This is a genomic window from Bradyrhizobium sp. JR3.5 (genome assembly GCF_054057015.1).
The window spans coordinates 3,941,876-3,966,027 of the sequence record NZ_JBSRYV010000002.1; the positions used below are offsets into that span (position 1 = coordinate 3,941,876).

Sequence of the window (24,152 nt, forward strand, 5' to 3'; positions counted from 1 at the left end):
CCTTGCTGGCAAGCCTATACCCATTGGCGTGGCCGCAGAAAGGGCGTGACGGGATATCGCCTATTCGGCCAGCGACAGGATCAGGCCTTGATCCGGCGGAACGCGGCCCTGCAGGGTATCGAGATAGGCCTCGCGCACCGCGGCCGGTCCGCGCCGCTCGACGACATCGAGCCAGTTGGGCAGGTGCGGCACGAGCTCCGTCCATGCGGCGCCAAAACGCTGGTCGATGCCACCGGGACCCCATTCCTTGGCGCGCTTGCGGATCTGGTCCGGCGCGAAGAACCACACCGGCTTGGCGCCGGGCAGCGTCGGCTCGTCCGGCTCGCTCGCGCGATGCGTGAGCCCGACCCGGCCGGAATAGACCATCTGCGCGCCGAAGTGCCGGTGCAGGGTCTCGCGCAGCGCGCTGTTGCCGGCCATGTCGACATAGGCGACAGGCTCGGCTGCCGGGATCGCGGTGACCTGGTCATAGGTGACGACGTCGTCATAGCAGCCGAGCGAGGTGACGAAATCGACATTGCCCTTTCGAGGTCAGCCCGATCACCCGGATACCGCGTTTGTACAGGAGATGGGCGAGCCCGAACGCGGTCTTGCTCGAGGCCGACGACAGGATGACGCGGCGTGCACCGTAGAACTCATTCTCGGCCAGGAAGTCGTCGACCAGGAACGACAGCATGAACAGCGGCAGCAGCAGCGCGCGGAAATCGCTCTGCTGGCCGGCATAGGTCGGATCGCCGGAGACGCGGGCATAGGCGTTGTAGACCGGCGAGACCTCCTGTCGGTGCGCGGCGCCGTCGCGCAAGCCGCGCTTGCTGACATCGGCGGCCTCGATCACCAGATGGGTCGCCATCGGGAAATAGCCGAACAGCGTTTCGCCGGCTGCGACGGCGGGATGCTTCGAGGCCAGCACCTCGCCAAAGCCCCACACCGGGATGATGCCGTAGCCGTCGGGCGCCGGGAACAGGTGCCAGTATTTCAGCTGCTCGCCGATCACGGCGTAGGTGATGTTGTTGGCGGTGAAGGCGAAGCGAGTCACTTTGACCAGCAGCGCGTCGGCCGGCAGCGCCGCGGCATCGGGCAATCGCGTCTCGATCACCTTGCACTGCTGCAGATCGTTGCGGATGACGATGAAGTCAGTGGAGTTCATGGCGATGATCCCGGCGTCAGATGCGCCGGCATCGTTGCGTCGATCGCCGGCCTTTTGCAACAGCAACTAAGTTTCAAACGCCGTTCGCTCCACCATCACCTGGTCAACGAAGCTGTCCTTCGCGGTAGAGGTCGCGCAGCTTGCGCTTGAAGATCTTGCCGGTGGCCTCGCGCGGCAGCGCGTCCATGAAGCGGATGTCCCGCGGCACTTTGAAATTGGCGAGCTTGCCGCGCAGGAAATCCTGGATCGCCGCGACCGACAGCGTGCTGTCCGCTTCCGGCTCGACGCAGGCGAACAGCCGCTCGCCATATTCGTCGTCGGGCACGCCGAATACCGCGCAGTCACGGACGCCTGGCATGCCGATCAGGGTATTCTCGATCTCGGCGGGATAGATGTTGACGCCGCCCGAGATCACCATGTCGCGCTTGCGGTCGCACAGGAACAGATAGCCGTCCGCGTCGAGATAGCCGACATCGCCGACGCTGATCAGGCCGTCGTGATCGGCCTCGGCGCGTGCCTTGGCATTACCGTGATAGTCGAAGTCCGAGACCAACATCTGACGCATGAAGATCTCGCCGGGCTCACCGACGTCGCATTGCGTGCCGTCGGGCCGGAAGATCTTGACGATGCCGCCCTCGATGGCGCGGCCGACGGTGCCGGGCTTGGCCAGCGCCTCCGCCGACGAATGCAACACCGGGATGCCGGTCTCGGTGGAGCCGAGATATTCGTTGATCACCGGCCCCCACCACTCGATCATCGCGCGCTTGACGTCGACCGGGCAGGGCGCCGCGCCATGCACGATGAAGCGCAGCGACGACAGGTCGTAGCGGCGTCGCGTCTCTTCCGGCAGGCGCAGCAGCCGCACGAACATGGTCGGCACCATGTGCATGTGGGTGACATGGTGGCGCTCGATCAGCTGCAGCAGATCTTCCGGATCGAAGCGCGGTTCGAGCACGATCGCGCAGCCATTGCGGAATGCGAGCATGCCGTAGGAGTGCGGCGCCGAATGATACATCGGGCCGTTCATCAGGATCACCTGGCCCTCGTTCGGCTTGACGCCATAGGTGATGGCGCCGACGCGCGCGGCCGCCGCCTGCTGCTCTGATGGCATCGGCTTGCGCTTGACGCCTTTCGGCAGGCCCGTGGTGCCGGACGTGTAGAACATCGGCGCTGCGCCGATCGGCGCGTCGGTCAGCGGTTGATGCGCTTCACGCCAGATATCCCAATCGGTCATGCCGTCGGGCACACGCGTGGACGCCGGCGCCACGCCATAGGCCGCGGCGATCTCCGGCGGTGTGGTCACCACCAGCAGCTTGATCCCCGGCGGCAGCCCGTCGCGGACCTGCGGCAGCAAATCCGCGTGGCAGACCAGCGCGTCGGCCCCGCTGTCGGACAGGATGTAGGCGACCTCGTCGGCCTTCAGGTGCCAGTTGATCGGCACCACCGGACTGCCGAGCGCGGCTGCGGCTGCGACCACCTCGAACAGCGCGAAATCGTTGCGCAACATCATGCCGACCGGCTTGCCGCCCTGAACGCCGAGTGCGCGAAAGCCGGTCGCCGCCCGCGCGATGCGGGCGTGAATGTCGCTATAGCTGATCCGTCTGTCGCCGCTGATGATCATACCGGGTCTCTCCAGGCGATCGTCCAGCGTCAGGCGCTGGCTCGAAGGAAATCGCTGCGTGCCTCGGTGTACTCCGCCTTCATCCGCGCCACCAGCTCGGCGACCGGCGGGGCGTCCGTGATCTGGCCGATGCCCTGGCCCGAACCCCAGATGTCGCGCCACGCCTTGGCCTTCGTATTGCCGCCGGAGCCGAAATTCATCTTGGATTTGTCGGCGACCGGCAGATTGCCCGGATCGAGGCCTGCCGCTGCGATCGACGGTCCGAGGTAGTTGCCGTGCACGCCGGTGAACAGGTTCGAATAGACGATGTCGTGCGCGGCGTATTCGGTCAGCGCCTGCTTGTACCTAATGTCGGCATTGGCTTCCTCGGTCGCGATGAAGCGGGTGCCCACATAGGCGAGGTCGGCGCCGAGCGCGAGCGCCGATGCGATGCTCCAGCCGTCGGAGATCGCGCCCGACAGCAGGATCGTGCCCTTGAACCACTGCTTGACCTCGCGCACCAGCGCGAACGGCGACAGCGTGCCGGCATGGCCGCCCGCGCCGGCGCAGACCAGGATCAATCCGTCGACGCCCTGCTCGGCGGCCTTGCGGGCGTGCTTCACGTTGATGACGTCGTGGAACACCACGCCGCCGTAGGAATGCGCGGCCTCGACGATTTCGGACGGCGGGCGCAGCGAGGTGATGATGATCGGCACCTTGTGCTTCACGCAGGTCTCCATGTCGTGCATCAGCCGGTCGTTGGAGGCGTGGCAGATCTGGTTGACCGCGTAAGGGGCGACCTTTTTCTCCGGATGCTTCGCCTGGTACTCGCCGAGCTCGTTCTCGATCTGCGTCAGCCATTCGTCGAGCTTCTCGACCGGGCGGGCGTTGAGTGCCGGGAATGAGCCGACGATGCCGGCCTTGCACTGCGCGATCACGAGCTCGGGCCCCGAGACGATGAACAGCGGGGAACCGACGACCGGCAGTTCAAGCCGGTTGGCGAGCGAGGCGGGCAGCGACATTGTTCGGATCCTCCATGCGCGCCGCCCGGCCGGTGGCCGGGGCGGATCGCGATTTGTTGTGATGGCTGGAGCGACGGCTCCCTTGGCGCGGCAATATAGGGCTGGACGGCTGCGTCATGGCGTTCAATATTGAACAGCTGATCAACCAGAAATGAACAGAGGCGCGGGCGGCGGCATGGACTGGGAGCTTTGCAAGACGTTCGTCGCGGTGGCTGAGACGCGCAGCTTCGCCGGCGCGGCGCGGCGGCTGCGCATCAGCCACCCCACCGTCGGCCGCAACGTCGCGGCGCTCGAGAAGCAGCTCGGGACCCGCCTGTTCGCCCGTTCGAATGACGGCCTGTCGTTGACATCGCATGGCCGCAAGTTCCGCGAGCACGCCGAGGTGATGGCGGTTGCGGCGCTGCGCGCGGAGGCGGCCGCGTCCGCCACCGGTGCGCAGGCCCGCGGCGTCGTGAAGCTGTCGATCGGCGCGACGCTGGCGGCGCATTGGCTGATGCCGCGCCTGGGGCCGTTCCTGCGCGATCACGTCAACATCCAGCTCGAGATTATCACCCACCCGTTTCCGGCGAGTGTGAGGCGCCGCGAGGCCGACGTGGTGCTGCGGCCGGTCGACGCCGGGGACGAGAACCTGATCGGGCGCAAGATCGGACGGCTCGGCGCCGGCTTCTACGCGTCACGCAGTTATGCGGCCGGGCGCAAGCTGCCCGAGCGGCCCGACGAGTGGCGGGGGCATAGCGTGATCGGGTTTGCCGACCAGGCCTCGAATGTGCGGCTGGCGCGGTGGAGCGATGTCATCACGCGGCAGGGCACGCTGGTGATGCGCTGCTCCTCGCAGGGCGACATGCTGGCGGCGGCGCGCGCCGGGCTCGGGATTTGCGCGCTGTCCTGCCTGGTCGGGGCCGACTATCCCGATCTGGTTCGGGTCGCTCCGCAAAAGCTATCGAGCCTGTCCGATCTCTGGCTGCTCGCCCATCCCGATCTGGTCGAGCTTCCCTCGGTGCGCGCCGTCATCGGCTTCGTCACCGATTGCGCGCGCGAGGATCGCGTCAGACTGCGCGGCTAGAGCCGGTTCTCAGGCTCGCGCCCGCCACAGCGTCACCGCAAGCAGGATAAAGACGGCGCACGTCCACAGCGCCTGCCAGTTCTCCGGTCCTTCGTTGAAGCCCACGTAGATGGCGGCTGCGACAAAAATGCCGGCAAAGATCGCTTCCGCCAGAGGGCGGACTCCTTTCGTGGCAGGATTGAGCAGTGTCATGGCCGCAAACGGCACCGCCGCCATGGTCAGAGGCGCGAAAGGAAAATCGATGAAGCGCGGGTCAAATATGAGGCCCAGTGCGGCCGCCGTGCCGATCACCGTGGTGACGATCAAAGCCAACCCGTGCACGGTCACCAGCACCGTTTCAGTGTGGTAGCCCTTCGGACCCAACAATTCCTGGAAACTGGGCGGTGCGCGACCCGACATCAGGGCATTGGCGCCGAACACCGGCGAGGCCGTTGCCGCCACCAGAAGCGAGCCCCAGACAAGCCAGCCTCCCGTCCCATAGCTTTCATAGACGAGTCTTTGCGTGGCCACCCCAAACAGGATTCCGGCCGTGGTCGCCGATAGTCCGACGGCAAGCCACGACACGAATTCGGGCTCCTTCGGCTTGCGGCGCGAGGTCAGCCAGGCTGCGCCGAACACCAGGATCGCCAGCGCCATTCCGCTGCACATCTGCAGTTTCCAGAACGGAAAATTGCTGATCGGCAGGCCAGGCGGATATTTCAGCGTGCGCGCTTCCGAATCGAACAGGCCCCAGGATCCGCCGACCGTGCCCTCGATCTCCCGCTTCCACCCCTCGTCATAGGCCTCAAACAGGTTGACGCGGAAATGCTCGCGCCGGGCAAGGTCGAGCACCTCTGAGACCACCCGCGCCTGATTGACGCGCGAGGGCAGCGCGGATTCGCGCATGCGCCCCTCGCTCGGCCAACCTACTTCTCCGATAAAGATTTCCTTGCCTGGGAAGACTGCCGCGATCTGCCGGCGCATCTCGTCCGCGTGCGCGGCGGCACGTTCCGCGGGAATCGGGATATTCTCCCAGTATGGCAGGATGTGAATCGTGATGAAGTCGACGACGTCGGAAAGTTCGCGATTGCTCAGCCAGAACTCCCAGACGTCGGCGTAGGTGACGGGAACGCTGACCTGTGCCTTGATCGCACGGATCATGGCGGCGAGGTCGGATGCCGACATTTCCTTGCGCAGCAGAACCTCGTTGCCGACCACGAGTGCAATGACCGTGTCTGGATATTCTTTGGCGAGGCGTATCGCCGTTGCGACCTGCGTCGCATTCTTCTTTCGGTCCCTGTCGAGGAAAATGCCCTGAATGACTTTCAGCCCTGCCTTGGCTGCGAGCCCGGGAATCTGGTCGAGACCGAGATCGGTCGCGTAGGTGCGGATGCAGTGCGATATCTTAGCGAGTTGCGCGAGATCTTCCGCGATCTGTTCCGGCGTGACCTGCGTCGCGGGAGCAAGTGATGTCTGATTGTTGCGGAACGGGGCGTAGGAGATGCACTGCACCTTATCGTTCGGATCGATCGGTGCGCGCGGCAGGCTGACCGGGATGCCCAGCCACCACCACGCCGCGGCGATAGCCCCCAAGGATATCAGGAGAAGCGTCAGCGGGGTGCGAAGCAAAACCAGGTCCGTCCTCCTTGCAGGAAGGATGTGCTGGGCGTCATCAATGCGCCAGGCCGGTAAATTGAATAAGTATTCGTCTGCTCTTGCTATATCACGCGATCGCGTAGTTGGAATGTTTTCTCGACGATCTACTTCGCGCCGGCGATCACGCCTTCGCGATTCCTGAGTACGCGATAATATGCCCACCACAGATGCGCGGCGGCGCCGCGCAGCGGACGCCACGGCTCGGCAAGCGGTGCCATCTGCTTCGGCGTCGGCCGTTCCTTCAGCCCGAGCCCGACCTTGACCGCTTCCTGGACAGCGAGGTCGCCCGCCGGCCACGCATCGCCATGGCCGAGGCAGAACAAGAGATAGACGTCGGCGGTCCACGGGCCGATCCCGGGCAGCGCGGTCAGCGTGTTGTGCGCGGCATCGGCCTCTTCGTTGGCGAGCACGTCGAGGTTCAGCCGCTCCTCGGCGAGCTCGCGCGCGATGTGCTTCAGCGTCTTGATCTTGGCCGCGGAGAGCCCGAGCCGGCCGAGCCGGTCCGCCCGCGCCTTGCGGATCGTATCATGATGGAACGGGTCGAACGCCTTGCTGACGCGGCCCCAGATCGCAGCAGCACTCGCGGTCGACAGCTGCTGGCCGCAGATGATCGCGGCAAGCCCCGCAAACCCCGGCTCGCGCTGCCGGATGGCCGGCATGCCGGTCAGTTCGAGGATCGGGCGCAGCCGTCGATCCTGGTCGACCAGCTTCTGGATGGCCTCGTCAAGGTCGGCCTGGGTTTCGAGATGGATCAGCATTGCGGGATCTGCATCGGCTTGTCATGCGCGAGCTTGACCCGCGCATCCATCTCCTATCGTAACAGAGTCTTGTCCAGCCGCATGGTCCGGAAAAGTGGAAACCGGTTTTCGCTTGCGACAAACGCAAGGCGTTTGCGCGAAGATCATGCCCAGACAAGGATCGCCGGGGGTCGAGCCCGGCAATGACCCGCGATCGAACGCCATGCCACCCGTTTTCCGTTTTGCCCCTAGTCCGAATGGCTACCTGCATCTCGGCCATGCCTATTCGGCGCTGCTCAACCATGACCTCGCGAAGCGGTCGGGCGGACGCTTCCTGCTGCGGATCGAGGACATCGACGCGACGCGCTGCCGGGTCGAATTCGAGCAGGCGATCTACGAGGATCTGGCCTGGCTCGGCATCGCCTGGGAGACCCCGGTGCGGCGGCAGTCGGAGCATTTTGCCGCCTATCGCGCGGCGATCGACCGCCTGTCGGCCAAGCGGCTGGTCTATCCGAGCTTCGAGAGCCGCGCCGATATCGCGCGGCTGGTCGCGGTACGCGACGCCGCTGGCGCGTGGCCGCGCGATCCGGACGGCGCGCCGCTCTATCCGGGAGCGGCGAAATCGCTGTCGGCCGAGCAGCGCGACCGGCTGATCGGGCAGGGCGCGCCGTTCGCGTTGCGGCTCGACATGGCCGCAGCATGCGCGCGCAGCGGCGGCCTGCGCTGGCAGGAGGCTGGCGAGGGTCCGGCCGGCGAGACCGGGGACGTGGCGGCTCGGCCGGAGGCCTGGGGCGACGTGATCCTGGCGCGCAAGGAGACCCCAACCAGTTACCATCTCTCGGTCGTGATCGACGACGCCCTGCAGGGCGTCACCGACGTGGTCAGGGGCGTTGACCTGTTCTGGTCGACCAGCGTGCATCGGCTGCTGCAGGAGCTGGTTGGCCTGCCCATGCCGACCTACCGGCACCATGCGCTGATCCGGGACGCCGCAGGCCAAAAGCTGTCGAAATCGACCCAGGCGGCCGGGCTGCGCGAGCTGCGGGCGGAGGGCGCCAGCCCGGCCGATATCCGCCGCCTGGTCGGCTTGCCATAGATCCCGGCCGCATTTCGATCGCGAAGCACGGTGGTTACCATCACGGGGCACCGCTGCGGGCAAGCCGCAAACGCCGCCGTGACACCGGCACGCCGGGCATGCCATGTTGTTATCAGGGGCGGGGATCACGGAGACCATGGCGTCAAAATCGCGCGTACGGCGCAGCAAGCGGCAATCCCAACGGATGCCGCCGAAGCGGCGCGCTGCCAAGACGCGTGCTACCAAGACGCGTGCTACCAAGACGCCCGCCGTCAAGGCGGCGGCCAAGCCGGGCCGCAGGCGGGCTGCGCCGAAGGCCCCGAAGGCCGGTCCCGGCCTGATCGAGACCGCGCTTGCCGCCTTCGCCCATGAGGTCCGGACCCCGTTGACCGGAATCCTGGCGATCAGCAACCTGCTCGCGACATCGGATCTCGACGAGCGCGAGCGGCGCTGGGTCGATACCATCAAGGCCGGTGCCGAGCATCTGGCGAGCCTTGCGACCCTGTTCGTCGACGCTGCCCGGAGCGAGGGGCCGGGGCTCGAGATCCGGCAGGATTTCTTCGACCTGCGCACGCTGGCGCGCCACGCCGGGGATTCACTGGCCGGCCGCGCCGCAGCCAAGGGATTGCGGGCCTCGGTCGAGATCTCCGCCAAGCTGCCGGCGTTTGCGGTCGGCGATCCCGTCCGGCTGCGCGCGGCGCTGGAGAACCTGATCGACAACGCCGTCAAGTTCACCGAGCAGGGCAGCATCGAGCTGCATGTCGCGCCGGTGCGCGCGGCCAAGGGGGCGGCCAGGAGAAAGGCCGACGGCAGGATCGGGGTTGCCTTTGCGATCTCCGATAGCGGCATCGGCCTGACGCTATCGGAGGTCAAGCGCTTGTTCCGGACGTTCTCGCAGGCCAATGTCTCGATCGCCGCGCGGTTCGGCGGCGCCGGGCTCGGCCTGTCCTCGGTCAAGCAGCTCGCGCGCGCCATGGGCGGCGACATCGTCGTGGCCCAGCGCAAGGGCGGCGGCACCGTCTTTACCCTCAACGTGGTGCTGGTTTCAGCCGAAGGACCGGCCGGCGCTGCGTCGAGCGAAGGCGCGGCGCTGCCATTATCGCAGGGACTGCGGCTGCTCAGCGTCGAGGACAATCCGTTCGGCCGCGTCGTGCTCAACACGATCCTGACCGAACTCGGTCACCATGCCGAATTCATCGGTCAGGGCGAGGGGGCGTCCGATCGGCTCGGACAGGGTGCCTTCGACGCCGTGCTGATGGACATGGTGCTGCCCGGCATCGGCGGTGTCGAGGCCATCAAGCGCATCCGCGCGCTGCCGCCGCCGCACGGCCGCATCGTGATCGTCGGGATCTCCGGGCGTGCCGAGGACGAGGCCGCGGCGCGCGCCGCCGGCGCCGACGCCTTCCTCGTCAAACCTGTTTCTCCGCGGGCACTGGCGAATGCGCTGCTTGAAGCGGCACGCCGCGCGGCAGCCGCGACTTGATGATCGCCGCGTTCAGCTCGCCGCCGAACACGAAGATCGCGGCGATGAAATACAGGAACACCAGCGCGATCACCACCGAGGCGAGCCCCGCATACATCGTGACGTAGTTGTTGGCGAAGCGCGCCAGATACATGCCGAAGCCGATGCCCGAGATCAGCGACGCCACTATGGTGAAGATGATGCCGGGCAGGATCTGCGTGAAGCCGCGGCGGCCCGCCGGCAGCCAGGCATGCAGGATGAAGAGCGCGACGACCAGCGCCAGCACCGTGACGCCGTAACGGGCGGTGTTGAGCAGGCTCTCGTTCGATTCGACGAAGAACGGGATATAGCGCCGCGCCGCCTCGATGATCAGCGGGCCGAGCACGATCAGGAATGCCATCGCGAGCGAGGTGAACGCCGCGACCAGCGTGTAGCCGATCGATTCCAGCCGCAGCCAGTACCAGCGCCGCGGCTCGATCACGGCATAGGCGCGGTTCAGCGCCACTCGCAGCGCCTCGACGCCGTTGGAGGCGAAGTACACCGCGAACACCGCGCCGATGGTCAGGATGCCGCCGCGGGTGTTGGTTAGCACGTCGTGGATCTGGCCGGACAGCGCCTCGGCGACCTGCTCCGGCCAGACCTGCAGCAACAGTCCGACGGCCTGGTCGGCAAGCTCCTTGGAGCCGAAGAAGCCGGCCACCGACGTCAGCACGATCAGGAACGGAAACAGCGCCATCAGGGTCGACAGCGCGATGTGGCTCGCGATCGCCCAGCCGTCGTCGGCGAGGAACGTGTAAAAGGCATCCATCACGACGTGGTAGACGTAACGAAGCTGCTTCACATTCCACCCGGTATTGTCGAAAACCGCTCGGTCCGAGCACGGACCCAGCATCTGATATTACGCATTGAAAAGCCAGTTGGTTGCATGCGCCGCCTGTGTGGAAGTCCGCGTCCTGCGGTGTTATGTACCGCAGATGACATCTGTCCTAAGCACGATCATTCTTCCCTTCGCCGTCGGCGCCGTCGCGCTGGTGCTCCTGCTCGGCCTCGTCAACATGATGAAGGGCGGCTCGCCGAACACATCGCAGAAGCTGATGCGGCTGCGCGTGCTGCTGCAGTTCGTCGCCATCGTCATCGCGATGCTCGCGGTCTGGGCGATGGGGCGGTAGACGCGATGCGCAAACCTTAGAGGATCACGGCCATGGTCGTACTCAATCGGATCTACACGCGCACCGGCGATGACGGCACCACCGCGCTCGGCTCCGGCGAGCGGCGGCCGAAATACGATCTGCGGGTTGCCGCCTATGGCACCGTCGACGAGACCAACGCCGCGATCGGCGTGGTGCGGCTGCATCTGGCTGACAGTCCCGAGGTCGATGCGATGCTCGGCCGGATCCAGAACGATCTGTTCGATCTCGGCGCCGACCTTGCGGTGCCCGAGCGCGAGGGCAAGGCGGAACGTCTGCGGATGCTGGCGAGCCAGGTCGAGCGGCTGGAGCGCGACATCGACAGCCTCAACGACCAGCTCGCGCCGCTGACCTCGTTCGTGCTGCCCGGCGGGACGCCGGCTTCTGCATATCTGCATCTCGCCCGCACGATATGTCGCCGCGCGGAACGGATCATGGTGGAACTCGCAGCCCGACCGGACGAGACGGTCAACGCTGCTGGCATCCAGTATATGAACCGACTGTCGGATTTCCTGTTCGTTGCCGGCCGCTTCCTGAACAATAAAGGGGCGGGGGACGTGTTGTGGGTGCCGGGCCAGAACCGCTAAACTGGTTCAAAACCGGGGGACGGTTTTTTGGCTTTGCCGCGTTGACCGGGGGGTACGGGACCTTTAGGTTCCGCGCCAGCCAACCGAAACCCATAAAATCAAAGCGAAAGAGGATCGATGAAGGTTCTTGTGCCGGTAAAGCGGGTCGTCGACTACAACGTCAAGGTCCGCGTCAAGAGCGATGGATCGGGCGTGGAGCTCGCCAACGTCAAGATGTCGATGAACCCGTTCGACGAAATCGCCGTCGAGGAAGCACTGCGGCTCAAGGAAGCCGGCAAGGCGACCGAAGTGGTGGTGGTGTCGATCGGACCGGCACAGGCTTCCGAGACCATTCGTACCGGGCTTGCGATGGGCGCCGACCGCGGCATCCTGGTCAAGGCCGAAAGCAATGTCGAACCGCTCGCGGTTGCCAAGATCCTCAAGGCGGTGGTCGAGGCGGAGCAGCCGGGCCTCGTCATCCTCGGCAAGCAGGCGATCGACGACGATAGCAATCAGACCGGCCAGATGCTGGCCGCGCTGCTCGGCTGGTCGCAGGCGACCTTCGCCTCCAAGCTCGAAGTCGAAGGCTCCGACTTCAAGGTCACGCGCGAAGTCGACGGCGGCCTGCAGACCATCAAGCTGAAGGGCCCGGCGATCGTCACCACCGACTTGCGCCTCAACGAGCCGCGCTATGCCTCGCTGCCCAACATCATGAAGGCGAAGAAGAAGCCGATCGACGACAAGAGCGCGTCGGACTACGGCGTCGATCTCACGCCGCGTCTGGAAGTGCTGAAGACCGCGGAACCGGCGGGCCGCAAGGCGGGCGTCAAGGTCAAGGACGTCGCCGAACTCGTGAACAAGCTCAAGACCGAAGCCGGGGTTCTCTGATGACGACGCTGTTGATTGCTGAACACGACCACGAGACCCTGAAGGACTCGACCAACAAGGCGCTGACCGCGGCGAGCCAGCTCGGCGGCGATGTCCATGTGCTGGTTGCCGGTGGCGGCCAGGGCACCAAGGCGGCGGCCGAAGCAGCCGCCAAGCTTGCCGGAGTCAGCAAGGTGCTGGTGGCCGAAGGCCCCGCCTATGAGCACGACCTTGCCGAGCCGCTCGCTGCGCTGATCGTCGCGCTGGCGCCGAACTATGACGCCTTCGTCGCGCCCGCGACCTCGCGCTTCAAGAACGTGATGCCGCGCGTCGCAGCGCTGCTCGACGTCATGCAGGTCTCCGAGATCATCAAGGTCGTCGCGCCCGACACCTATGAGCGGCCAATCTATGCCGGCAACGCGATCCAGACCGTGAAGTCGAAGGACGCCAAGAAGGTGATCACGGTCCGCACCTCGACCTTCGCCGCGGCCGGCGAAGGCGGCAGCGCCGCGATCGAGAACGCCGCATCCGCCGCCGATCCGGGCCTGTCCACGTTCGTCGGCGAGGAAGTCGCCAAGAGCGACCGTCCGGAACTGACCTCGGCCAAGATCATCGTCTCGGGCGGCCGGGCCATGCAGAGCCGCGAGAACTTCGCGAAATACATCGAGCCGCTCGCCGACAAGCTCGGCGCCGGCGTCGGCGCCTCGCGCGCCGCGGTCGATGCCGGCTATGCGCCGAACGACTGGCAGGTCGGCCAGACCGGCAAGGTGGTGGCCCCGGAACTCTATGTCGCGGTAGGCATCTCCGGCGCGATCCAGCATCTGGCCGGCATGAAGGACTCCAAGGTGATCGTCGCCATCAACAAGGATGAGGACGCACCGATCTTCCAGGTCGCCGATTACGGCCTGGTCGCCGACCTCTACCAGGCGGTTCCGGAGCTGACCGAAGCGCTCGGCAAGCTCGGAAAGTAAGCGACAAGACACCGGCCGGGTGGGTAAGCTCCGGCCGGTGTTACTATTCTTGGGGCGCAACGATCCGGAAACGGTTTTCCGAAAGGATCGTGTCCGGCAGGGAAGATGGATCGGGTGCGATTACGTCGTAATCACATCATGGTCCCGGGAAACGTTTTCCGGCGGATTGGGCAACCCGGAAGGCTTCACTTCGGGTATCGTTGGAATTGGGCAGGCGCGACATGCGCGCCGTTCCGGTGGATGACAAGATGACGGTGGCAATCAAAAAGGTCGGTGTGATCGGTTCGGGCCAGATGGGCAATGGTATTGCCCATGTGGCGGCGCTGGCCGGTTTCGACGTGGTGCTCAATGATATCTCCGCGGACCGGCTGAAGTCGGCGCTGGCGACCATCAACGGCAATCTGACCCGCCAGGTCGCCAAGAAGGCGATCAGCGAGGGCGAGCGCAAGCAGGCGCTCGACCGCATCACTTCCGCCGAGACGATCGATGCGCTGGCCGATTGCGATCTCGTGATCGAGACCGCGGTCGAGAAGGAAGAGACCAAGCGCAAGATCTTCCACGACGTCTGTGCGGTCCTGAAGCCGGAAGCGATCGTCGCGACCAACTCGTCGTCGATCTCGATCACACGGCTCGCCGCCTCGACCGACCGCCCGGAGAAATTCATCGGCATTCATTTCATGAATCCGGTGCCTGCGATGGAGCTGGTCGAGCTGATCCGCGGCATCGCCACCGACGACACGACCTTCGACACCGCCAAGGCGTTCGTCGCCAAGCTCGGCAAGCAGGTCGCGGTGTCGGAAGATTTCCCCGCCTTCATCGTCAACCGCATTCTGCTGCCGATGATCAACGAGGCGATCTACACGCTGTATGAAGGCGTCGGTAACGTCGAGGCGATCGATGCCGCGATGAAGCTCGGCGCGCACCATCCGATGGGCCCGCTCGAGCTCGCCGATTTCATCGGCCTCGACACCTGCCTGTCGATCATGCAGGTGCTGCACGAGGGGCTGGCCGACTCCAAGTACCGGCCGTGCCCGCTGCTGGTGAAATACGTCGAGGCCGGCTGGCTCGGACGCAAGAGCCAGCGCGGCTTCTATGACTACCGCGGCGACAAGCCGGTCCCGACGCGGTAATCCACGCGCTCTCGTCAGGTCAGTGTCCGCAGCAGTGCAAGCGTCGCGGGCACCAGGCCGAACAATGACAGTCACACCCATTCCAAGTCCGAGCAGATGCGCGGTTAGCGCGAGACGCTGGCTCTGCGGGCGAGGCATCATTGCAACGCCTCGCAAGCGCGCTTCAACCGTCTGCCGGCTTCCTCGATGGTCGATGACGGGTTGGCGAAGCTGAGGCGGATATAGGGCGACAGCCCGAGATCCTCGCCGGGAAACACCACCAGATCGGCTTGTTCGAGCAGATAAGCCGCAAAATCGCGGTCGGTCGAAATCACCTTGCCCTCGGGAGCGCGCGTGCCGATCACGCTGGCGCAACTGACCAGAAGATAGAACGTGCCTTCGGGCGGCGTGCAGGAGAGCCCCCTGCATCCGTTCACGAGCTCGGCAAAGCGGTCACGCCTCGCGCGAAGGATGGCGGTGCGCTCCGCCAGCACATCCTGCGCGCCATCGAGCGCGGCGACCGCGGCGGCCTGGCTGATCGACGATGCTCCAGACGTGGTCTGCGACTGGATCGTGATCATCTCGCGGATCAGCGCCGATGGGCCGGCGGCATAGCCGATCCGCCATCCCATCATGGCGTAGCTCTTGGCGAGGCCGCTGACGGTCAGCGTCCGCGGCTTCAGCCGCGGCTCGATCTGCGCAAGCGTCGGCGCCGGTCGGCCATTGAACACGATGTGCTCGTAGAGCCCGTCGGCAAGCACCCAGATGTCAGGGTGCTGCAAGAGGACCGCGGCGATGTCAGCCAAATCCTCCGCGGAATAGATCGCACCGGAAGGATTGACCGGATTGTTGATCACGATCCAGCGTGTTCGCGCCGATATCGCCGCCTGCAAATCCTCCGCGCGCAGCTTGAAGCCGTTGTTCTGCGCGCACGGCACGATCACCGGCGTCGCGCCCGCCAGCCGCACCTGATCGAGATACGGCGCCCAATAAGGCGCGGGGACGATCACCTCGTCTTCAGGCGCCAGCGTCGCGAGCAGCGCGTTGAACAGCGCCTGCGTCGAGCCGTTGGTGATGACGATCTCATCCGGCCGTTAGTCGAGATGATGGTCGCGCAGCAGCGCGGCCTGCACCGCCCGCTTCAGCTCCGGCGTGCCGTCGACATCGGTGTAGTGGGTTTCGCCGCGCAAGGCCGCTTGATGCGCCACTGCGATTACATGATCCGGCGTCGAGAAGTCCAGATTGCCCGACGACAACTCGATGATGTCGCGTCCGGCGGCGCGCAGTTCACGGGCGCGACGGCGCAGCACGGACGCCGGCGATGCCTTGATGCCGCTCATGCGCGGCGAGAGGATCGGTGTCGCGGTCATCGGACGTACTGCGCCTCACCGTTGCCGAACGACCAGTTTTCCGGAAGCACCTCGACGAGGCTGATGAAGATATCCTCGGCGCGCAGGGCGGGACTCTCCGTCAGCAGGTCGGCGATGCGTCGGTAGAGCCTCTCGGAGATCGTCATGAAGCGATCGCCTTCCGGCACATCGAAGGTCTCGCGCATGGCGCGATAGAGGCTCTCGAGAATGGACTTGCGGTAGGCGGCGGGCTTGCCCCGCCGCAGCGAGACGCGGGTCAGCGGCATGATGATGGCTCTCCTGGAGGCGATCGTTGCGTTCGGCCAATCCTAGGGGCTTCTTGATCATTGAAAAACGGTATGATATCGCATTTCAATGATCGCTAATTTAAATGTATGGCCATGAAGGCGCTCGACGTCGAGGCGGTGCAGGCCTTTGTCCTGGTCGCGGACCTCAGCAGCTTCACGCGGGCGGCGCAGGCCATGGAGACCACGCAGTCCGCGGTCAGCTTGAAGATCAGGCGGTTGGAAGATGGGCTCGGCCGCCGACTGCTCGAGCGAACGCCGCGGCTGGTCCGGCTCTCCGCGGAGGGCACCGCCTTCCTCGGCGCTGCGCGCAATCTGGTGGCCGCGCATCAATCGGCGATCGGGGCGTTTGCGGTCGAGCATCGTCGGCTTGTCGTCGGCATCAGCCACCACATCGTCGGATCGGAATTGGCCTCGCTGTTGAAGCGGATGAATGCCACCGATCCAGGACTGGTGATCCAGTTGCATGTCGATACGTCACGTTCGGTGCTCAGCGCATTTGACGACGGCAGGCTCGATGCTGCGATCGTGCTGCGCCACGACGCCAAGCGCCGCGATGGCGATGTGCTGTTCGAAGAACCCTTCGGCTGGATGGCGGCGCCCGATTTTCACCATCGGCCGGGCGAGCCGCTGCGCCTGGCGACGCAAGCCGAGCCCTGCAGCGTGCGCGCCATGGCGGTCGAGACTCTCGACGCCGCCGGCATCGCCTGGACCGAAGCGTTCGTCGGTGGCGGGCTTTCGACCATTGGCGCAGCGATCTCCGCAGGGCTCGCCGTCGCCGCGCTGGCGCGCCGGGTGGCGCCGGCGGATACCATAGACCTCGGGCCGCGGCTTGGCCTGCCGCCACTGCCATCGCGCGACGTCATGCTTCACTCAAAGCTGTCGGACGCGCGGACACGGCAGGCGCTGCGCACCCTCGGTGCGGCCTTTGCCGCGAACGCTGCCTGACCTCGCAAGCATTGTCCGCTCCTCATTCTGTCAGGCGGCATCCCGCGCGCTTGAGCATGTCGCGGATGATCAGCGGCGTCGCCGGTGTCTCGGTCGCAGCCGTGGCAGCCGCGTTTGCGATCGCGTCACGTGCCTGCTGTGCGTCGAGTGTCAGCCGCCGCGCGCAGGGCGGCAGGCCGCGTGCGGCATCGAGCAGCCAGCCGGCGGTTTCGCCGGTACCGGCCAGATAGGCCGTCAGCGTTTGCCGCGCGGTCGGATTGGTCGCGGCCTGGTCCAGCATGGCCCTGACCTGCGCGACCGAGATCTGCCCGCGCGACGTCGAGGGCTGTGCGTGAGCCGCTGTCGTCAATAGAAGGACGGCGCAGATGGCGTGAGCCGGACGAACGAGCATGACTTCATCTCCTGAGGCAGGTTGACTTGCAGATATTAATTATCGTAAAACAATAATATCAGATCAACAATCCCGAGGTTGAGTCATGTCCGCGTCCCTCTCGTCAGAGCTTTCCCCATCCGCGCGGCCAGCCCGCCTCGAACGCATCCGCGCCGTCAGCCGCGTGCTCGCCTATGCCTGCACCGCCATCTCGCTCGTGCTCGCGGTCGGATTGCTGGCCTATTGGCTGGCGAGCCCGGATGAGGCGATTCTGCGCGATGCAGGGCTGACCGGCATCGCGTTCCATCCGATCGGCTGGCTTGTCCGCCTGATGGGTCTCGTGGTCTCGGCGTTGCCGCTCGGCTGTCTGATCTGGGGCTTGTCGCGCGTCCGCCGCGCTTTCACCTCGTTCGCGGCAGGCCGCTTCTTCACGGCCGCAAACGTCGCGGGGTTGCGTGACCTCGCGGTCGCGATGCTGCTCTCGACCTTGCTGAAGCCGGTAATCGGCGCGTTGCTCTCGATCCTGCTGAGCTGGCAAACCTACGCACAGGGCAAGTCCGTCGTCATTGCGCTCGGTTCCGACACGCTGCTGGCGCTGCTGTTCGCGGGTCTGGTTGCGGTGACGGCCTGGGTGATGGCCGAAGCCAATGCGATCGCCGACGAGCACGCACAATTCGTTTGAGGCCGCTGCGATGCCGATCCGGGTCCGGCTCAACGTAATGCTCGCCGAGCGCAACGTGAAATCGAAGGAGCTCGCCGAATATGTCGGGATCACCGAGGCCAACCTGTCCCTGCTCAAGCAGGGCAAGGTGAAGGGCGTCAGGTTCGATACGCTTGAGCGGATATGCACCTATCTGAAGTGCCAGCCCGGCGACTTGCTGCGCCATGACGACGATGCGTCAGCCTGACGCGGCCATCCGTTACCCAAGCATTAACTTTCGCGCGCTACGCAAGAGCAAGTTTGGGAGTGCCGCGTATGGACATGATGAGCATGGTGTCGAGCATCCTGTCGATGCAGCAGGGCAATTTGCAGGGTCAGATCGCGACCCGCGTGACCAAGCAGAACCTCGATGCGGAAAAGTTCGCGGTTCAGACCCTGCTCGGCACGCCGTCGACCGCCAATCTCGGTCCCGGCGTCGGCGGCAACCTCAACGCCGTCGCCTGATCAGAACCCCGCCGCGGCTGGGGCTAACGCCGCCTTCACCAGCTTGATCGCGTCGTCGCTCGCCCATTCGGCGGGACCGGCGATATTGGCAATTTCGCAGCCCTTGCCGTCGACCAGCACCGAAGTCGGCATGCCGAGCGCCTTGCCTATGTTCTTAAGATCCTGAAAGACCTTGGCTTTCTGGTCGCTGAAATAGCCGAGATTGGTCAGATTGGCTTCTTTCAGGAAGTTCTTCGGCTTGTCCGGATCGCGGGTGTCGATGTTGATCGCGACCACCTCGAAATCCTTGCCGCCGAGCTTGGTCTGCAGGCTGTCGAGCGCGGGCATTTCCTTGCGGCAGGGCACGCACCAGGTCGCCCACAAATTGACCAGCACCGTCTTGCCGCGCCAGTCCGAGAGTTTCTTCGGCTGGCCGTTGGCGTCCTCGAAGGTCAGGTCGGGAAGCCTCAAGGGGGTGGTCGCCATGGTCAGCGCCGCGACCTCGCCATGGGCGAGCGGGGCGATCTTCTTTGCCAGATCTACCGCGCTGTTGCAGGCGACGTCGCCGCCGGCGGGATGCCTGAGGCCGGAGACCCCGACATAGCCGATCACGGCCCCGGCCAGCACGGCGCCGATCATCAGCGGGATGCGCCATTTGGCCGTCGGCTTGGCGGTCGGTTCGGATGGGGTCGTCTCGGGCATATCGTTTGTCATCCTGGGTCAGATATGGCTATGCAGTGCCGGGAATACGTCCGGAACCGCCATGCTGTTTCGCCGCTACGGCCAAAGAAACAGCACGGCCTGAAATACAAATTCGTGAGCGAGATGTCATGAGCAACAAGATGTGGGGCGGCCGGTTCTCGGAGCGTCCCGACGCCATCATGGAGGAAATCAACGTCTCCATCGACGTCGACCGTCACCTTTATGCCCAGGACATTGCCGCGTCCAAGGCCCACGCCGCGATGCTCGCCGCGCAGGGCATCATCACATCAGCTGATGCGAAAAATATCGGCAAAGGTCTAGACACGATTTTGTCAGAAATCGGCAAGGGCGATTTCGACTTCAAGCGCGCGCTCGAGGACATCCATATGAATGTCGAGTCGCGGCTGTCCGAATTGATCGGGCCCGCCGCGGGTCGGCTGCACACCGCGCGCTCGCGCAACGACCAGGTCGCGACCGATTTCCGGCTCTATGTCCGCGACACCATCGACGAGACCGAGGCCGCGCTGGCCGCGTTCCAGCAGGCGCTGGTCGATCGCGCGCTGGAGCATGCCGGAACCGTGATGCCGGGCTTCACCCATCTGCAGACCGCGCAGCCGGTGACCTTCGGTCATCATCTCTTGGCCTATGTCGAGATGGCCGGCCGCGACCGTGGCCGCTTCGCCGACGCGCGCAAGCGGCTGAACGAGTCGCCGCTCGGCGCCGCCGCGCTCGCCGGCACCTCGTTTCCGATCGACCGCGCCGCGACCGCCAAGGCGCTTGGCTTCGACCGGCCGATGGCCAATTCGCTCGACGCGGTTTCCGATCGCGATTTCGTGCTGGAAACGCTGTCGGCGGCCTCGATCTGCGCGGTGCACATGTCACGCTTTGCCGAAGAGATCGTGATCTGGACCTCGCCCTTGGTCGGTCTCGTCAAGCTCAGCGACAAGTTCACCACGGGCTCGTCGATCATGCCGCAGAAGCGCAACCCGGACGCGGCCGAGCTGGTGCGCGCCAAGACCGGCCGCGTGATCGGTGCGCTGACCGCGCTCCTGATCGTGATGAAGGGCCTGCCGCTCGCCTATCAAAAGGATATGCAGGAGGACAAGCAGGGCGCCATGGAGGCCTTCGAGGCGCTGTCGCTCGCGATCCGCGCCATGACCGGCATGGTCGAGGACCTGGTGCCGGACGAGGCGAAGATGAAGGCCGCAGCCGGCGAGGGCTATGCCACCGCGACCGACCTGGCCGACTGGCTGGTGCGCACCCTTGAAAATGCCGTTCCGCGACGCCCACCACGTGACAGGGCGCATCGTCGGACTGGCCTCGACACAGGGCGTGGCGCTGCACGAGCTGCCGCTCAAGGCCATGCAGGAGGTCGAGCCGAAGATTACGGCAGAGGCGCTGAAGGTGCTCAGCGTCGAATCCTCGGTCAAGAGCCGGACCTCGTTTGGCGGTACGGCGCCGAAGAATGTGATGGCGCAGGCCAAAGCCTGGGCCAAGCGGCTGGAAAAAGAGCGAAAATTGGGCTGATCCGGAAAATTTGGCCGTGATTTCATGGCGCTCCGCCTCTCGCCAGAGCACGCCAATGTTTGTATGGTGCCGCCCGAATTGGGGAATTCGTCGTGATTAGCAAGAACCGCCTGACCCCCTCGGGATGGGCCATCATTGTGCTGAGCGCTGCAACGCTCGCGCTCGGCGGCTGCGGCCGCAAGGGACCGCTCGACCTGCCGCCGACCGCGAACGCCGCGCCGACTGCAGCACCGGGCGACACCGAGAGCGAGCGGGCGGCACAGCCCAGCGTGTTCAATCCGACCTATGGCTCGGATGCCGCGCCGGCCGCGTCGAAAGGCAATAAACGGTCTTTCGTCCTCGATCCGCTGCTCGGCAACTAATATCTAAAAGCGTGTCATGAACCATTTCGACTATCGCAACGGCGTGCTGCATGCCGAGGCGGTCAATCTCATTGAGCTGGCGGAGGCCGTCGGCACGCCGTTCTATTGCTATTCGACCGCGACGCTGGAGCGCCACTACCGCGTCTTCACCGAGGCCTTTGCCGGCGAGAAGGCGGTCGTCTGCTACGCGATGAAGGCCAACTCCAACCAGTCGGTGCTGCGCACGCTGGCCAAGCTCGGCGCCGGCGCCGACGTAGTGTCCGGCGGTGAGTTGAAGCGGGCGCTCGCGGCCGGCATCCCGCCGTCGAAGATCCTGTTCTCCGGCGTCGGCAAGACCGAGGGCGAGCTGCGCGCCGCGCTCGCCGCTGACATCCTCTGCATCAACATCGAGTCCGAGCCCGAGCTCGAGATGTTGTCGCGCGTTGCGGTCGAGATGAAGACCACCGCGCGCATCTCGGTGCGGGTCAATCCCGACGTCGATGCCGGCACCCACGCCAAGATCTCGACCGGCAAGTCGGAGAACAAGTTCGGCATTCCGATCGCGCGCGCCCGCGAGGTCTATGCCCGCGCGGCGAAGTTGCCGGGCATCCAGGTCACCGGCACCGACGTGCATATCGGCAGCCAGATCACCGATCTCGGCCCGCTTGAGGCCGCCTTCCGGCTGCTCGCCGAATTCGTGCAGACGCTGCGCGCCGACGGCCATAACATCTCGCATATCGATTTCGGCGGCGGCCTCGGCATTCCCTATTACATGGATCGCGCCGCGCCGCCGGCGCCGGCCGCCTATGCCGCGATGGTCAAGCGCGTCACGCATAATCTCGGCTGCACGCTGATGTTCGAGCCGGGCCGCCTGATCGTCGGCAATGCCGGCATCCTCGTCACCCGCGTGATCCATGTGAAGCCGGGCGATGCCAAGAACTTCGTCATCATCGACGCCGCGATGAACGACCTGATCCGGCCGACGCTGTATGAAGCGCATCACGATATCCTGCCGGTGCGCCAGCCCGCACTGGGCACGCCGACCATGGTCGCCGACGTGGTCGGTCCGGTCTGCGAGACCGGCGACTATCTCGCGCTCGACCGTTCGCTGCCGCAGCCGAAGGCCGGCGATCTGCTGGCGATCATGACCGCCGGCGCCTATGGCGCGGTGCAGGCCGGCACCTACAACACGCGGCCACTGGTGCCGGAAGTGCTGGTCAAGGACGACCAGTACGCCGTGGTCCGCCCGCGCATCGACGTCGACGCGCTGATCGCGATGGACAGTCCCGCGCCGTGGTTGTGAGGCGCTAGCGGCGCTCCATAATCGGTGTCGTCCCTGCGAAAGCAGGGGACCCATAACCACCGCTCTTGATTGTCGTGCTGAGCCGGGGCTCCAGCTCAGCCAAGCCACGAAACCCTGTGGATATGGGTCCCGGGTCGCGCTTTGCTTGCCCGGGACGACAGCGTTTATTTCGGCGAGAACGTTACTTCGCTGCGTGGCTGCCTTTTCCGCCACCACCCACGATCACGCCCGCGGCCTTCTCGATCGGCTTGACCGCCGCGGTGAAATCCGAGTCCGGTCCCTCGTCGCGGATGATGACTTCCCAGAGGCGGCCAACCGCTTCGGCAACTTCCATCGACAGCCCGAGCGAGCGCATTTCCTCGACGGCGAGCCGCACGTCCTTCACCATCAAACCGGTGGCGAAGCCGAAGTCGAAGCTGCGCGGCAGCACCGAACGCGGAAACTTGTCGCGGCTCGCGGTGTTCAGCCCGGAGCCTGCGTTGATGACGTCGATCATCACGGCCGGATCGAGCCCGGACTTCACGCCCATCACGACAGCCTCCGAGGTCGCGACCATCGCGGTCGCCGAGAGGAAGTTGTTGGCGAGCTTCATAGTCTGGCCGGAGCCCGGCTTGGTGCCGATGAAGAACACCTTGCCGATGACGTCGAGCGCGTTTTTCACCAGGTTGAAATCGGCGCGCGGGCCCGACACCATCACCGCAAGCGTGCCCTTCTCGGCGCCGGAGACGCCGCCGGAGACCGGGCTGTCGATCTGCACGATGTTCTTCTTGGCCAGCAGGTCGTGGATCTTCACCGCCATCTGCGAGCCGACGGTGGAGAGGTCAATGAAGCGCCTGACGCGCTTGCCCTCGATCACGCCGCCTGTGCCGGTCGCGACCTCGAGCGAGGCCTGCAGCGAGGGCAGGCTCGCCATCACGGTCTCGACGCGGTCGGCGATATCTTTGGGCGACGTCACAGCCGCGGCGCCGAGCGCAACCAGCTGGTCGACGGCGTCCTTCCGCATGTCGAACACGGTGAGCGTGTGGCCGGCCTCGATCAGGCGGCGCGCCATCGGGAAGCCCATCTTCCCGAGGCCGATGAATCCGATTTCCATAGGTCGTTTCCTCTACGTCGTTATGTGCCGAGTCGCGCGCCCCACATTCGATGTCGTCTCTGCGAAAGCAGGGACCCATAACCACCGCGCTTGATTGCTGTGCTCAGCTGGAGCCCCAGCGCGTTCTCACCATGAAGGCCTGTGATTATGGGTCCCGGCTTTCGCCGGAACGACGATGCGGAGCCGGCGTGCGCCTCACGACTTGTTGTCGAGTTCGGCGAACACCTCGCGCGCGATGCGGAAGCTGTCGACGCCAGCCGGGATGCCGGCATAGATCGAGACCTGCATCAAGATCTCGCGGATCTCGTCGCGTGATACGCCGTTGGTCAGCGCGCCCTTGATGTGCGCCTTCAGCTCGTGCGGGCGGTTCAGGATCGAGATCATGGCGAGGTTGAGCATGCTGCGCGTCTTGCGCGGCAATTCCTCGCGGCCCCAGACCGCGCCCCAGCAATATTCGGTGACGAGTTCCTGGAACGGCTTGTTGAAGCTGTCCGAATTCTTCAGCGCATTGTTGACATAGGCCTCGCCGAGCACCGCCTTCCGGATTTCGAGCCCCTTGTCGTGTGTTTTCTGGTCCATGTCGTTTCCTCATGCGTTAAGGCGTTGGTTCGGCCGGGACGTTACGGGGTCGA

26 protein-coding genes and 2 pseudogenes are annotated in these 24,152 nt (G+C 65.3%); 15 read left to right on the top strand and 13 right to left on the bottom strand.

Going from position 1 to position 24,152, the window contains the following annotated elements; all coding sequences use genetic code 11:
* Positions 1–60: 60 nt before the first annotated feature.
* From ACVWW1_RS35695 to ACVWW1_RS35705, 3 genes and pseudogenes are all read right to left on the bottom strand, one after another.
* Positions 61–1,147, bottom strand: a pseudogene (locus ACVWW1_RS35695) (DUF2855 family protein).
* A 103-nt stretch (positions 1,148–1,250) separates the two neighbouring features.
* On the bottom strand, positions 1,251–2,768 hold the full coding sequence (locus tag ACVWW1_RS35700; protein ID WP_456659122.1) for an acyl-CoA synthetase: 1,518 nt from the start codon (positions 2,766–2,768) through the stop codon (positions 1,251–1,253).
* Positions 2,769–2,797: 29 nt separating this feature from the next.
* The gene (locus ACVWW1_RS35705) at positions 2,798–3,769 is read right to left on the bottom strand and encodes an NAD(P)H-dependent flavin oxidoreductase (RefSeq protein ID WP_456659123.1); all 972 of its coding nucleotides are present in this window, start codon (positions 3,767–3,769) and stop codon (positions 2,798–2,800) included.
* Positions 3,770–3,944: 175 nt separating this feature from the next.
* Between ACVWW1_RS35705 and ACVWW1_RS35710 the strand changes: the two genes are divergently transcribed.
* Positions 3,945–4,832 (top strand): LysR family transcriptional regulator, encoded by an 888-nt coding sequence (locus tag ACVWW1_RS35710; RefSeq protein WP_456660757.1) that lies wholly within the window; start codon positions 3,945–3,947, stop codon positions 4,830–4,832.
* 9 nt (positions 4,833–4,841) lie between these two features.
* On the opposite strand, the gene ACVWW1_RS35715 is transcribed toward ACVWW1_RS35710, so the two are convergent.
* Both ACVWW1_RS35715 and ACVWW1_RS35720 read right to left on the bottom strand, forming a co-directional pair.
* Positions 4,842–6,404: a glycoside hydrolase family 17 protein gene (locus ACVWW1_RS35715; RefSeq protein ID WP_456660758.1), complete on the bottom strand. Its 1,563-nt coding sequence runs from the start codon at positions 6,402–6,404 to the stop codon at positions 4,842–4,844.
* Positions 6,405–6,571: 167 nt separating this feature from the next.
* The gene (locus ACVWW1_RS35720; RefSeq protein ID WP_176533807.1) at positions 6,572–7,225 is read right to left on the bottom strand and encodes a DNA-3-methyladenine glycosylase family protein; all 654 of its coding nucleotides are present in this window, start codon (positions 7,223–7,225) and stop codon (positions 6,572–6,574) included.
* A gap of 202 nt (positions 7,226–7,427) precedes the next feature.
* Here ACVWW1_RS35720 and gluQRS point away from each other — a divergent pair, with 202 nt between their 5' ends.
* Together gluQRS and ACVWW1_RS35730 are read left to right on the top strand one after the other, a co-directional pair.
* Positions 7,428–8,297, top strand: coding sequence for a tRNA glutamyl-Q(34) synthetase GluQRS (gene gluQRS / locus ACVWW1_RS35725; protein ID WP_456659124.1), 870 nt, complete (start codon positions 7,428–7,430; stop codon positions 8,295–8,297).
* A gap of 136 nt (positions 8,298–8,433) precedes the next feature.
* A complete protein-coding gene (locus tag ACVWW1_RS35730) occupies positions 8,434–9,759 on the top strand; it encodes an ATP-binding protein (RefSeq protein ID WP_456659125.1) in 1,326 nt (441 codons plus the stop codon).
* On the opposite strand, the gene ACVWW1_RS35735 is transcribed toward ACVWW1_RS35730, so the two are convergent.
* Positions 9,686–10,546 (bottom strand): YihY/virulence factor BrkB family protein, encoded by an 861-nt coding sequence (locus ACVWW1_RS35735; RefSeq protein ID WP_456660759.1) that lies wholly within the window; start codon positions 10,544–10,546, stop codon positions 9,686–9,688. The genes ACVWW1_RS35730 and ACVWW1_RS35735 overlap by 74 nt on opposite strands.
* A gap of 166 nt (positions 10,547–10,712) precedes the next feature.
* On the opposite strand from ACVWW1_RS35735, the gene ACVWW1_RS35740 reads away from it, so the two are divergent.
* The 5 genes from ACVWW1_RS35740 (at position 10,713) to ACVWW1_RS35760 (ending at position 14,459) form a co-directional block, all read left to right on the top strand.
* Complete coding sequence (locus ACVWW1_RS35740; RefSeq protein ID WP_456659126.1) at positions 10,713–10,907, top strand: twin transmembrane helix small protein; 195 nt, start codon at positions 10,713–10,715, stop codon at positions 10,905–10,907.
* A 32-nt stretch (positions 10,908–10,939) separates the two neighbouring features.
* Positions 10,940–11,512, top strand: a complete 573-nt coding sequence (locus tag ACVWW1_RS35745; RefSeq protein ID WP_456659127.1) for a cob(I)yrinic acid a,c-diamide adenosyltransferase — start codon at positions 10,940–10,942, stop codon at positions 11,510–11,512.
* A 117-nt stretch (positions 11,513–11,629) separates the two neighbouring features.
* Complete coding sequence (locus ACVWW1_RS35750) at positions 11,630–12,379, top strand: electron transfer flavoprotein subunit beta/FixA family protein (RefSeq protein ID WP_456659128.1); 750 nt, start codon at positions 11,630–11,632, stop codon at positions 12,377–12,379.
* On the top strand, positions 12,379–13,329 hold the full coding sequence (locus tag ACVWW1_RS35755; protein WP_021079450.1) for an electron transfer flavoprotein subunit alpha/FixB family protein: 951 nt from the start codon (positions 12,379–12,381) through the stop codon (positions 13,327–13,329). The genes ACVWW1_RS35750 and ACVWW1_RS35755 overlap by 1 nt, the downstream gene beginning before the upstream one ends.
* 248 nt (positions 13,330–13,577) lie before the next feature.
* Positions 13,578–14,459, top strand: a complete 882-nt coding sequence (locus ACVWW1_RS35760; RefSeq protein ID WP_176533800.1) for a 3-hydroxybutyryl-CoA dehydrogenase — start codon at positions 13,578–13,580, stop codon at positions 14,457–14,459.
* A 137-nt stretch (positions 14,460–14,596) separates the two neighbouring features.
* Here ACVWW1_RS35760 and ACVWW1_RS35765 read toward each other — a convergent pair whose 3' ends face one another.
* Genes ACVWW1_RS35765 through ACVWW1_RS35775 form a run of 3 tightly spaced genes read right to left on the bottom strand, consistent with a single transcriptional unit; the run spans position 14,597 to position 16,074 of the window.
* Positions 14,597–15,520, bottom strand: coding sequence for an aminotransferase class I/II-fold pyridoxal phosphate-dependent enzyme (locus tag ACVWW1_RS35765; protein WP_456660760.1), 924 nt, complete (start codon positions 15,518–15,520; stop codon positions 14,597–14,599).
* 12 nt (positions 15,521–15,532) lie between these two features.
* Positions 15,533–15,808, bottom strand: coding sequence for a hypothetical protein (locus tag ACVWW1_RS35770; RefSeq protein WP_456659129.1), 276 nt, complete (start codon positions 15,806–15,808; stop codon positions 15,533–15,535).
* On the bottom strand, positions 15,805–16,074 hold the full coding sequence (locus tag ACVWW1_RS35775) for a tautomerase family protein (protein WP_456659130.1): 270 nt from the start codon (positions 16,072–16,074) through the stop codon (positions 15,805–15,807). Before ACVWW1_RS35775 ends, ACVWW1_RS35770 begins: the two co-directional genes overlap by 4 nt.
* Before the next feature lie 108 nt (positions 16,075–16,182).
* On the opposite strand from ACVWW1_RS35775, the gene ACVWW1_RS35780 reads away from it, so the two are divergent.
* The gene (locus ACVWW1_RS35780) at positions 16,183–17,040 is read left to right on the top strand and encodes a LysR substrate-binding domain-containing protein (protein WP_456659131.1); all 858 of its coding nucleotides are present in this window, start codon (positions 16,183–16,185) and stop codon (positions 17,038–17,040) included.
* Between the two features lie 22 nt (positions 17,041–17,062).
* On the opposite strand, the gene ACVWW1_RS35785 is transcribed toward ACVWW1_RS35780, so the two are convergent.
* Complete coding sequence (locus tag ACVWW1_RS35785) at positions 17,063–17,431, bottom strand: chlorophyllide reductase (protein ID WP_456659132.1); 369 nt, start codon at positions 17,429–17,431, stop codon at positions 17,063–17,065.
* Positions 17,432–17,516: 85 nt separating this feature from the next.
* On the opposite strand from ACVWW1_RS35785, the gene ACVWW1_RS35790 reads away from it, so the two are divergent.
* The 3 genes from ACVWW1_RS35790 (at position 17,517) to ACVWW1_RS35800 (ending at position 18,575) form a co-directional block, all read left to right on the top strand.
* Positions 17,517–18,092, top strand: a complete 576-nt coding sequence (locus tag ACVWW1_RS35790) for a DUF2975 domain-containing protein (RefSeq protein WP_456659133.1) — start codon at positions 17,517–17,519, stop codon at positions 18,090–18,092.
* Positions 18,093–18,102: 10 nt separating this feature from the next.
* On the top strand, positions 18,103–18,318 hold the full coding sequence (locus ACVWW1_RS35795; protein WP_456659134.1) for a helix-turn-helix domain-containing protein: 216 nt from the start codon (positions 18,103–18,105) through the stop codon (positions 18,316–18,318).
* A 68-nt stretch (positions 18,319–18,386) separates the two neighbouring features.
* Positions 18,387–18,575 (top strand): putative motility protein, encoded by a 189-nt coding sequence (locus tag ACVWW1_RS35800; RefSeq protein WP_092123268.1) that lies wholly within the window; start codon positions 18,387–18,389, stop codon positions 18,573–18,575.
* Here the strand turns inward: ACVWW1_RS35800 and tlpA are convergent, their stop codons facing one another.
* Entirely contained in the window at positions 18,576–19,256 is a 681-nt protein-coding gene (gene tlpA / locus ACVWW1_RS35805; RefSeq protein ID WP_456659135.1) for a thiol:disulfide interchange protein TlpA, read from the bottom strand.
* Between the two features lie 128 nt (positions 19,257–19,384).
* On the opposite strand from tlpA, the pseudogene argH reads away from it, so the two are divergent.
* The 3 genes and pseudogenes from argH to lysA all read left to right on the top strand — a co-directional run bounded on the left by argH (position 19,385) and on the right by lysA (position 22,427).
* Positions 19,385–20,783: pseudogene (gene argH, locus ACVWW1_RS35810) on the top strand (argininosuccinate lyase).
* A gap of 92 nt (positions 20,784–20,875) precedes the next feature.
* Positions 20,876–21,145 (top strand): LPS translocon maturation chaperone LptM, encoded by a 270-nt coding sequence (lptM, locus tag ACVWW1_RS35815; protein WP_176533793.1) that lies wholly within the window; start codon positions 20,876–20,878, stop codon positions 21,143–21,145.
* A 16-nt stretch (positions 21,146–21,161) separates the two neighbouring features.
* A complete protein-coding gene (gene lysA / locus ACVWW1_RS35820; protein WP_456659136.1) occupies positions 21,162–22,427 on the top strand; it encodes a diaminopimelate decarboxylase in 1,266 nt (421 codons plus the stop codon).
* A gap of 181 nt (positions 22,428–22,608) precedes the next feature.
* Here lysA and ACVWW1_RS35825 read toward each other — a convergent pair whose 3' ends face one another.
* Both ACVWW1_RS35825 and ACVWW1_RS35830 read right to left on the bottom strand, forming a co-directional pair.
* Complete coding sequence (locus tag ACVWW1_RS35825; RefSeq protein WP_456659137.1) at positions 22,609–23,520, bottom strand: NAD(P)-dependent oxidoreductase; 912 nt, start codon at positions 23,518–23,520, stop codon at positions 22,609–22,611.
* 195 nt (positions 23,521–23,715) lie between these two features.
* Positions 23,716–24,099 carry a carboxymuconolactone decarboxylase family protein gene (locus ACVWW1_RS35830; RefSeq protein WP_456659138.1) on the bottom strand — a complete coding sequence of 128 codons (384 nt, stop codon included), beginning with the start codon at positions 24,097–24,099 and terminating at the stop codon, positions 23,716–23,718.
* Positions 24,100–24,152 lie beyond the last annotated feature (53 nt).

What these genes read in the sequence shown, in the direction of transcription:
- ACVWW1_RS35750 (WP_456659128.1), top strand. Translation starts at nt 11,630, where the DNA reads ATGAAGGTTCTTGTGCCGGTAAAGCGGGTCGTCGACTACAACGTCAAG.
- ACVWW1_RS35755 (WP_021079450.1), top strand. Translation starts at nt 12,379, where the DNA reads ATGACGACGCTGTTGATTGCTGAACACGACCACGAGACCCTGAAGGAC.
- ACVWW1_RS35710 (WP_456660757.1), top strand. Translation starts at nt 3,945, where the DNA reads ATGGACTGGGAGCTTTGCAAGACGTTCGTCGCGGTGGCTGAGACGCGC.
- gluQRS (WP_456659124.1), top strand. Translation starts at nt 7,428, where the DNA reads ATGCCACCCGTTTTCCGTTTTGCCCCTAGTCCGAATGGCTACCTGCAT.
- ACVWW1_RS35825 (WP_456659137.1), bottom strand. Translation starts at nt 23,520, where the DNA reads ATGGAAATCGGATTCATCGGCCTCGGGAAGATGGGCTTCCCGATGGCG.
- tlpA (WP_456659135.1), bottom strand. Translation starts at nt 19,256, where the DNA reads ATGCCCGAGACGACCCCATCCGAACCGACCGCCAAGCCGACGGCCAAA.
- ACVWW1_RS35800 (WP_092123268.1), top strand. Translation starts at nt 18,387, where the DNA reads ATGGACATGATGAGCATGGTGTCGAGCATCCTGTCGATGCAGCAGGGC.
- ACVWW1_RS35720 (WP_176533807.1), bottom strand. Translation starts at nt 7,225, where the DNA reads ATGCTGATCCATCTCGAAACCCAGGCCGACCTTGACGAGGCCATCCAG.
- ACVWW1_RS35760 (WP_176533800.1), top strand. Translation starts at nt 13,578, where the DNA reads ATGACGGTGGCAATCAAAAAGGTCGGTGTGATCGGTTCGGGCCAGATG.
- ACVWW1_RS35790 (WP_456659133.1), top strand. Translation starts at nt 17,517, where the DNA reads ATGTCCGCGTCCCTCTCGTCAGAGCTTTCCCCATCCGCGCGGCCAGCC.
- ACVWW1_RS35780 (WP_456659131.1), top strand. Translation starts at nt 16,183, where the DNA reads ATGGCCATGAAGGCGCTCGACGTCGAGGCGGTGCAGGCCTTTGTCCTG.
- ACVWW1_RS35735 (WP_456660759.1), bottom strand. Translation starts at nt 10,546, where the DNA reads ATGGATGCCTTTTACACGTTCCTCGCCGACGACGGCTGGGCGATCGCG.
- ACVWW1_RS35830 (WP_456659138.1), bottom strand. Translation starts at nt 24,099, where the DNA reads ATGGACCAGAAAACACACGACAAGGGGCTCGAAATCCGGAAGGCGGTG.
- ACVWW1_RS35770 (WP_456659129.1), bottom strand. Translation starts at nt 15,808, where the DNA reads ATGACCGCGACACCGATCCTCTCGCCGCGCATGAGCGGCATCAAGGCA.
- ACVWW1_RS35795 (WP_456659134.1), top strand. Translation starts at nt 18,103, where the DNA reads ATGCCGATCCGGGTCCGGCTCAACGTAATGCTCGCCGAGCGCAACGTG.
- ACVWW1_RS35730 (WP_456659125.1), top strand. Translation starts at nt 8,434, where the DNA reads ATGGCGTCAAAATCGCGCGTACGGCGCAGCAAGCGGCAATCCCAACGG.
- ACVWW1_RS35705 (WP_456659123.1), bottom strand. Translation starts at nt 3,769, where the DNA reads ATGTCGCTGCCCGCCTCGCTCGCCAACCGGCTTGAACTGCCGGTCGTC.
- ACVWW1_RS35745 (WP_456659127.1), top strand. Translation starts at nt 10,940, where the DNA reads ATGGTCGTACTCAATCGGATCTACACGCGCACCGGCGATGACGGCACC.
- ACVWW1_RS35740 (WP_456659126.1), top strand. Translation starts at nt 10,713, where the DNA reads ATGACATCTGTCCTAAGCACGATCATTCTTCCCTTCGCCGTCGGCGCC.
- ACVWW1_RS35785 (WP_456659132.1), bottom strand. Translation starts at nt 17,431, where the DNA reads ATGCTCGTTCGTCCGGCTCACGCCATCTGCGCCGTCCTTCTATTGACG.
- lysA (WP_456659136.1), top strand. Translation starts at nt 21,162, where the DNA reads ATGAACCATTTCGACTATCGCAACGGCGTGCTGCATGCCGAGGCGGTC.
- ACVWW1_RS35700 (WP_456659122.1), bottom strand. Translation starts at nt 2,768, where the DNA reads ATGATCATCAGCGGCGACAGACGGATCAGCTATAGCGACATTCACGCC.
- ACVWW1_RS35775 (WP_456659130.1), bottom strand. Translation starts at nt 16,074, where the DNA reads ATGCCGCTGACCCGCGTCTCGCTGCGGCGGGGCAAGCCCGCCGCCTAC.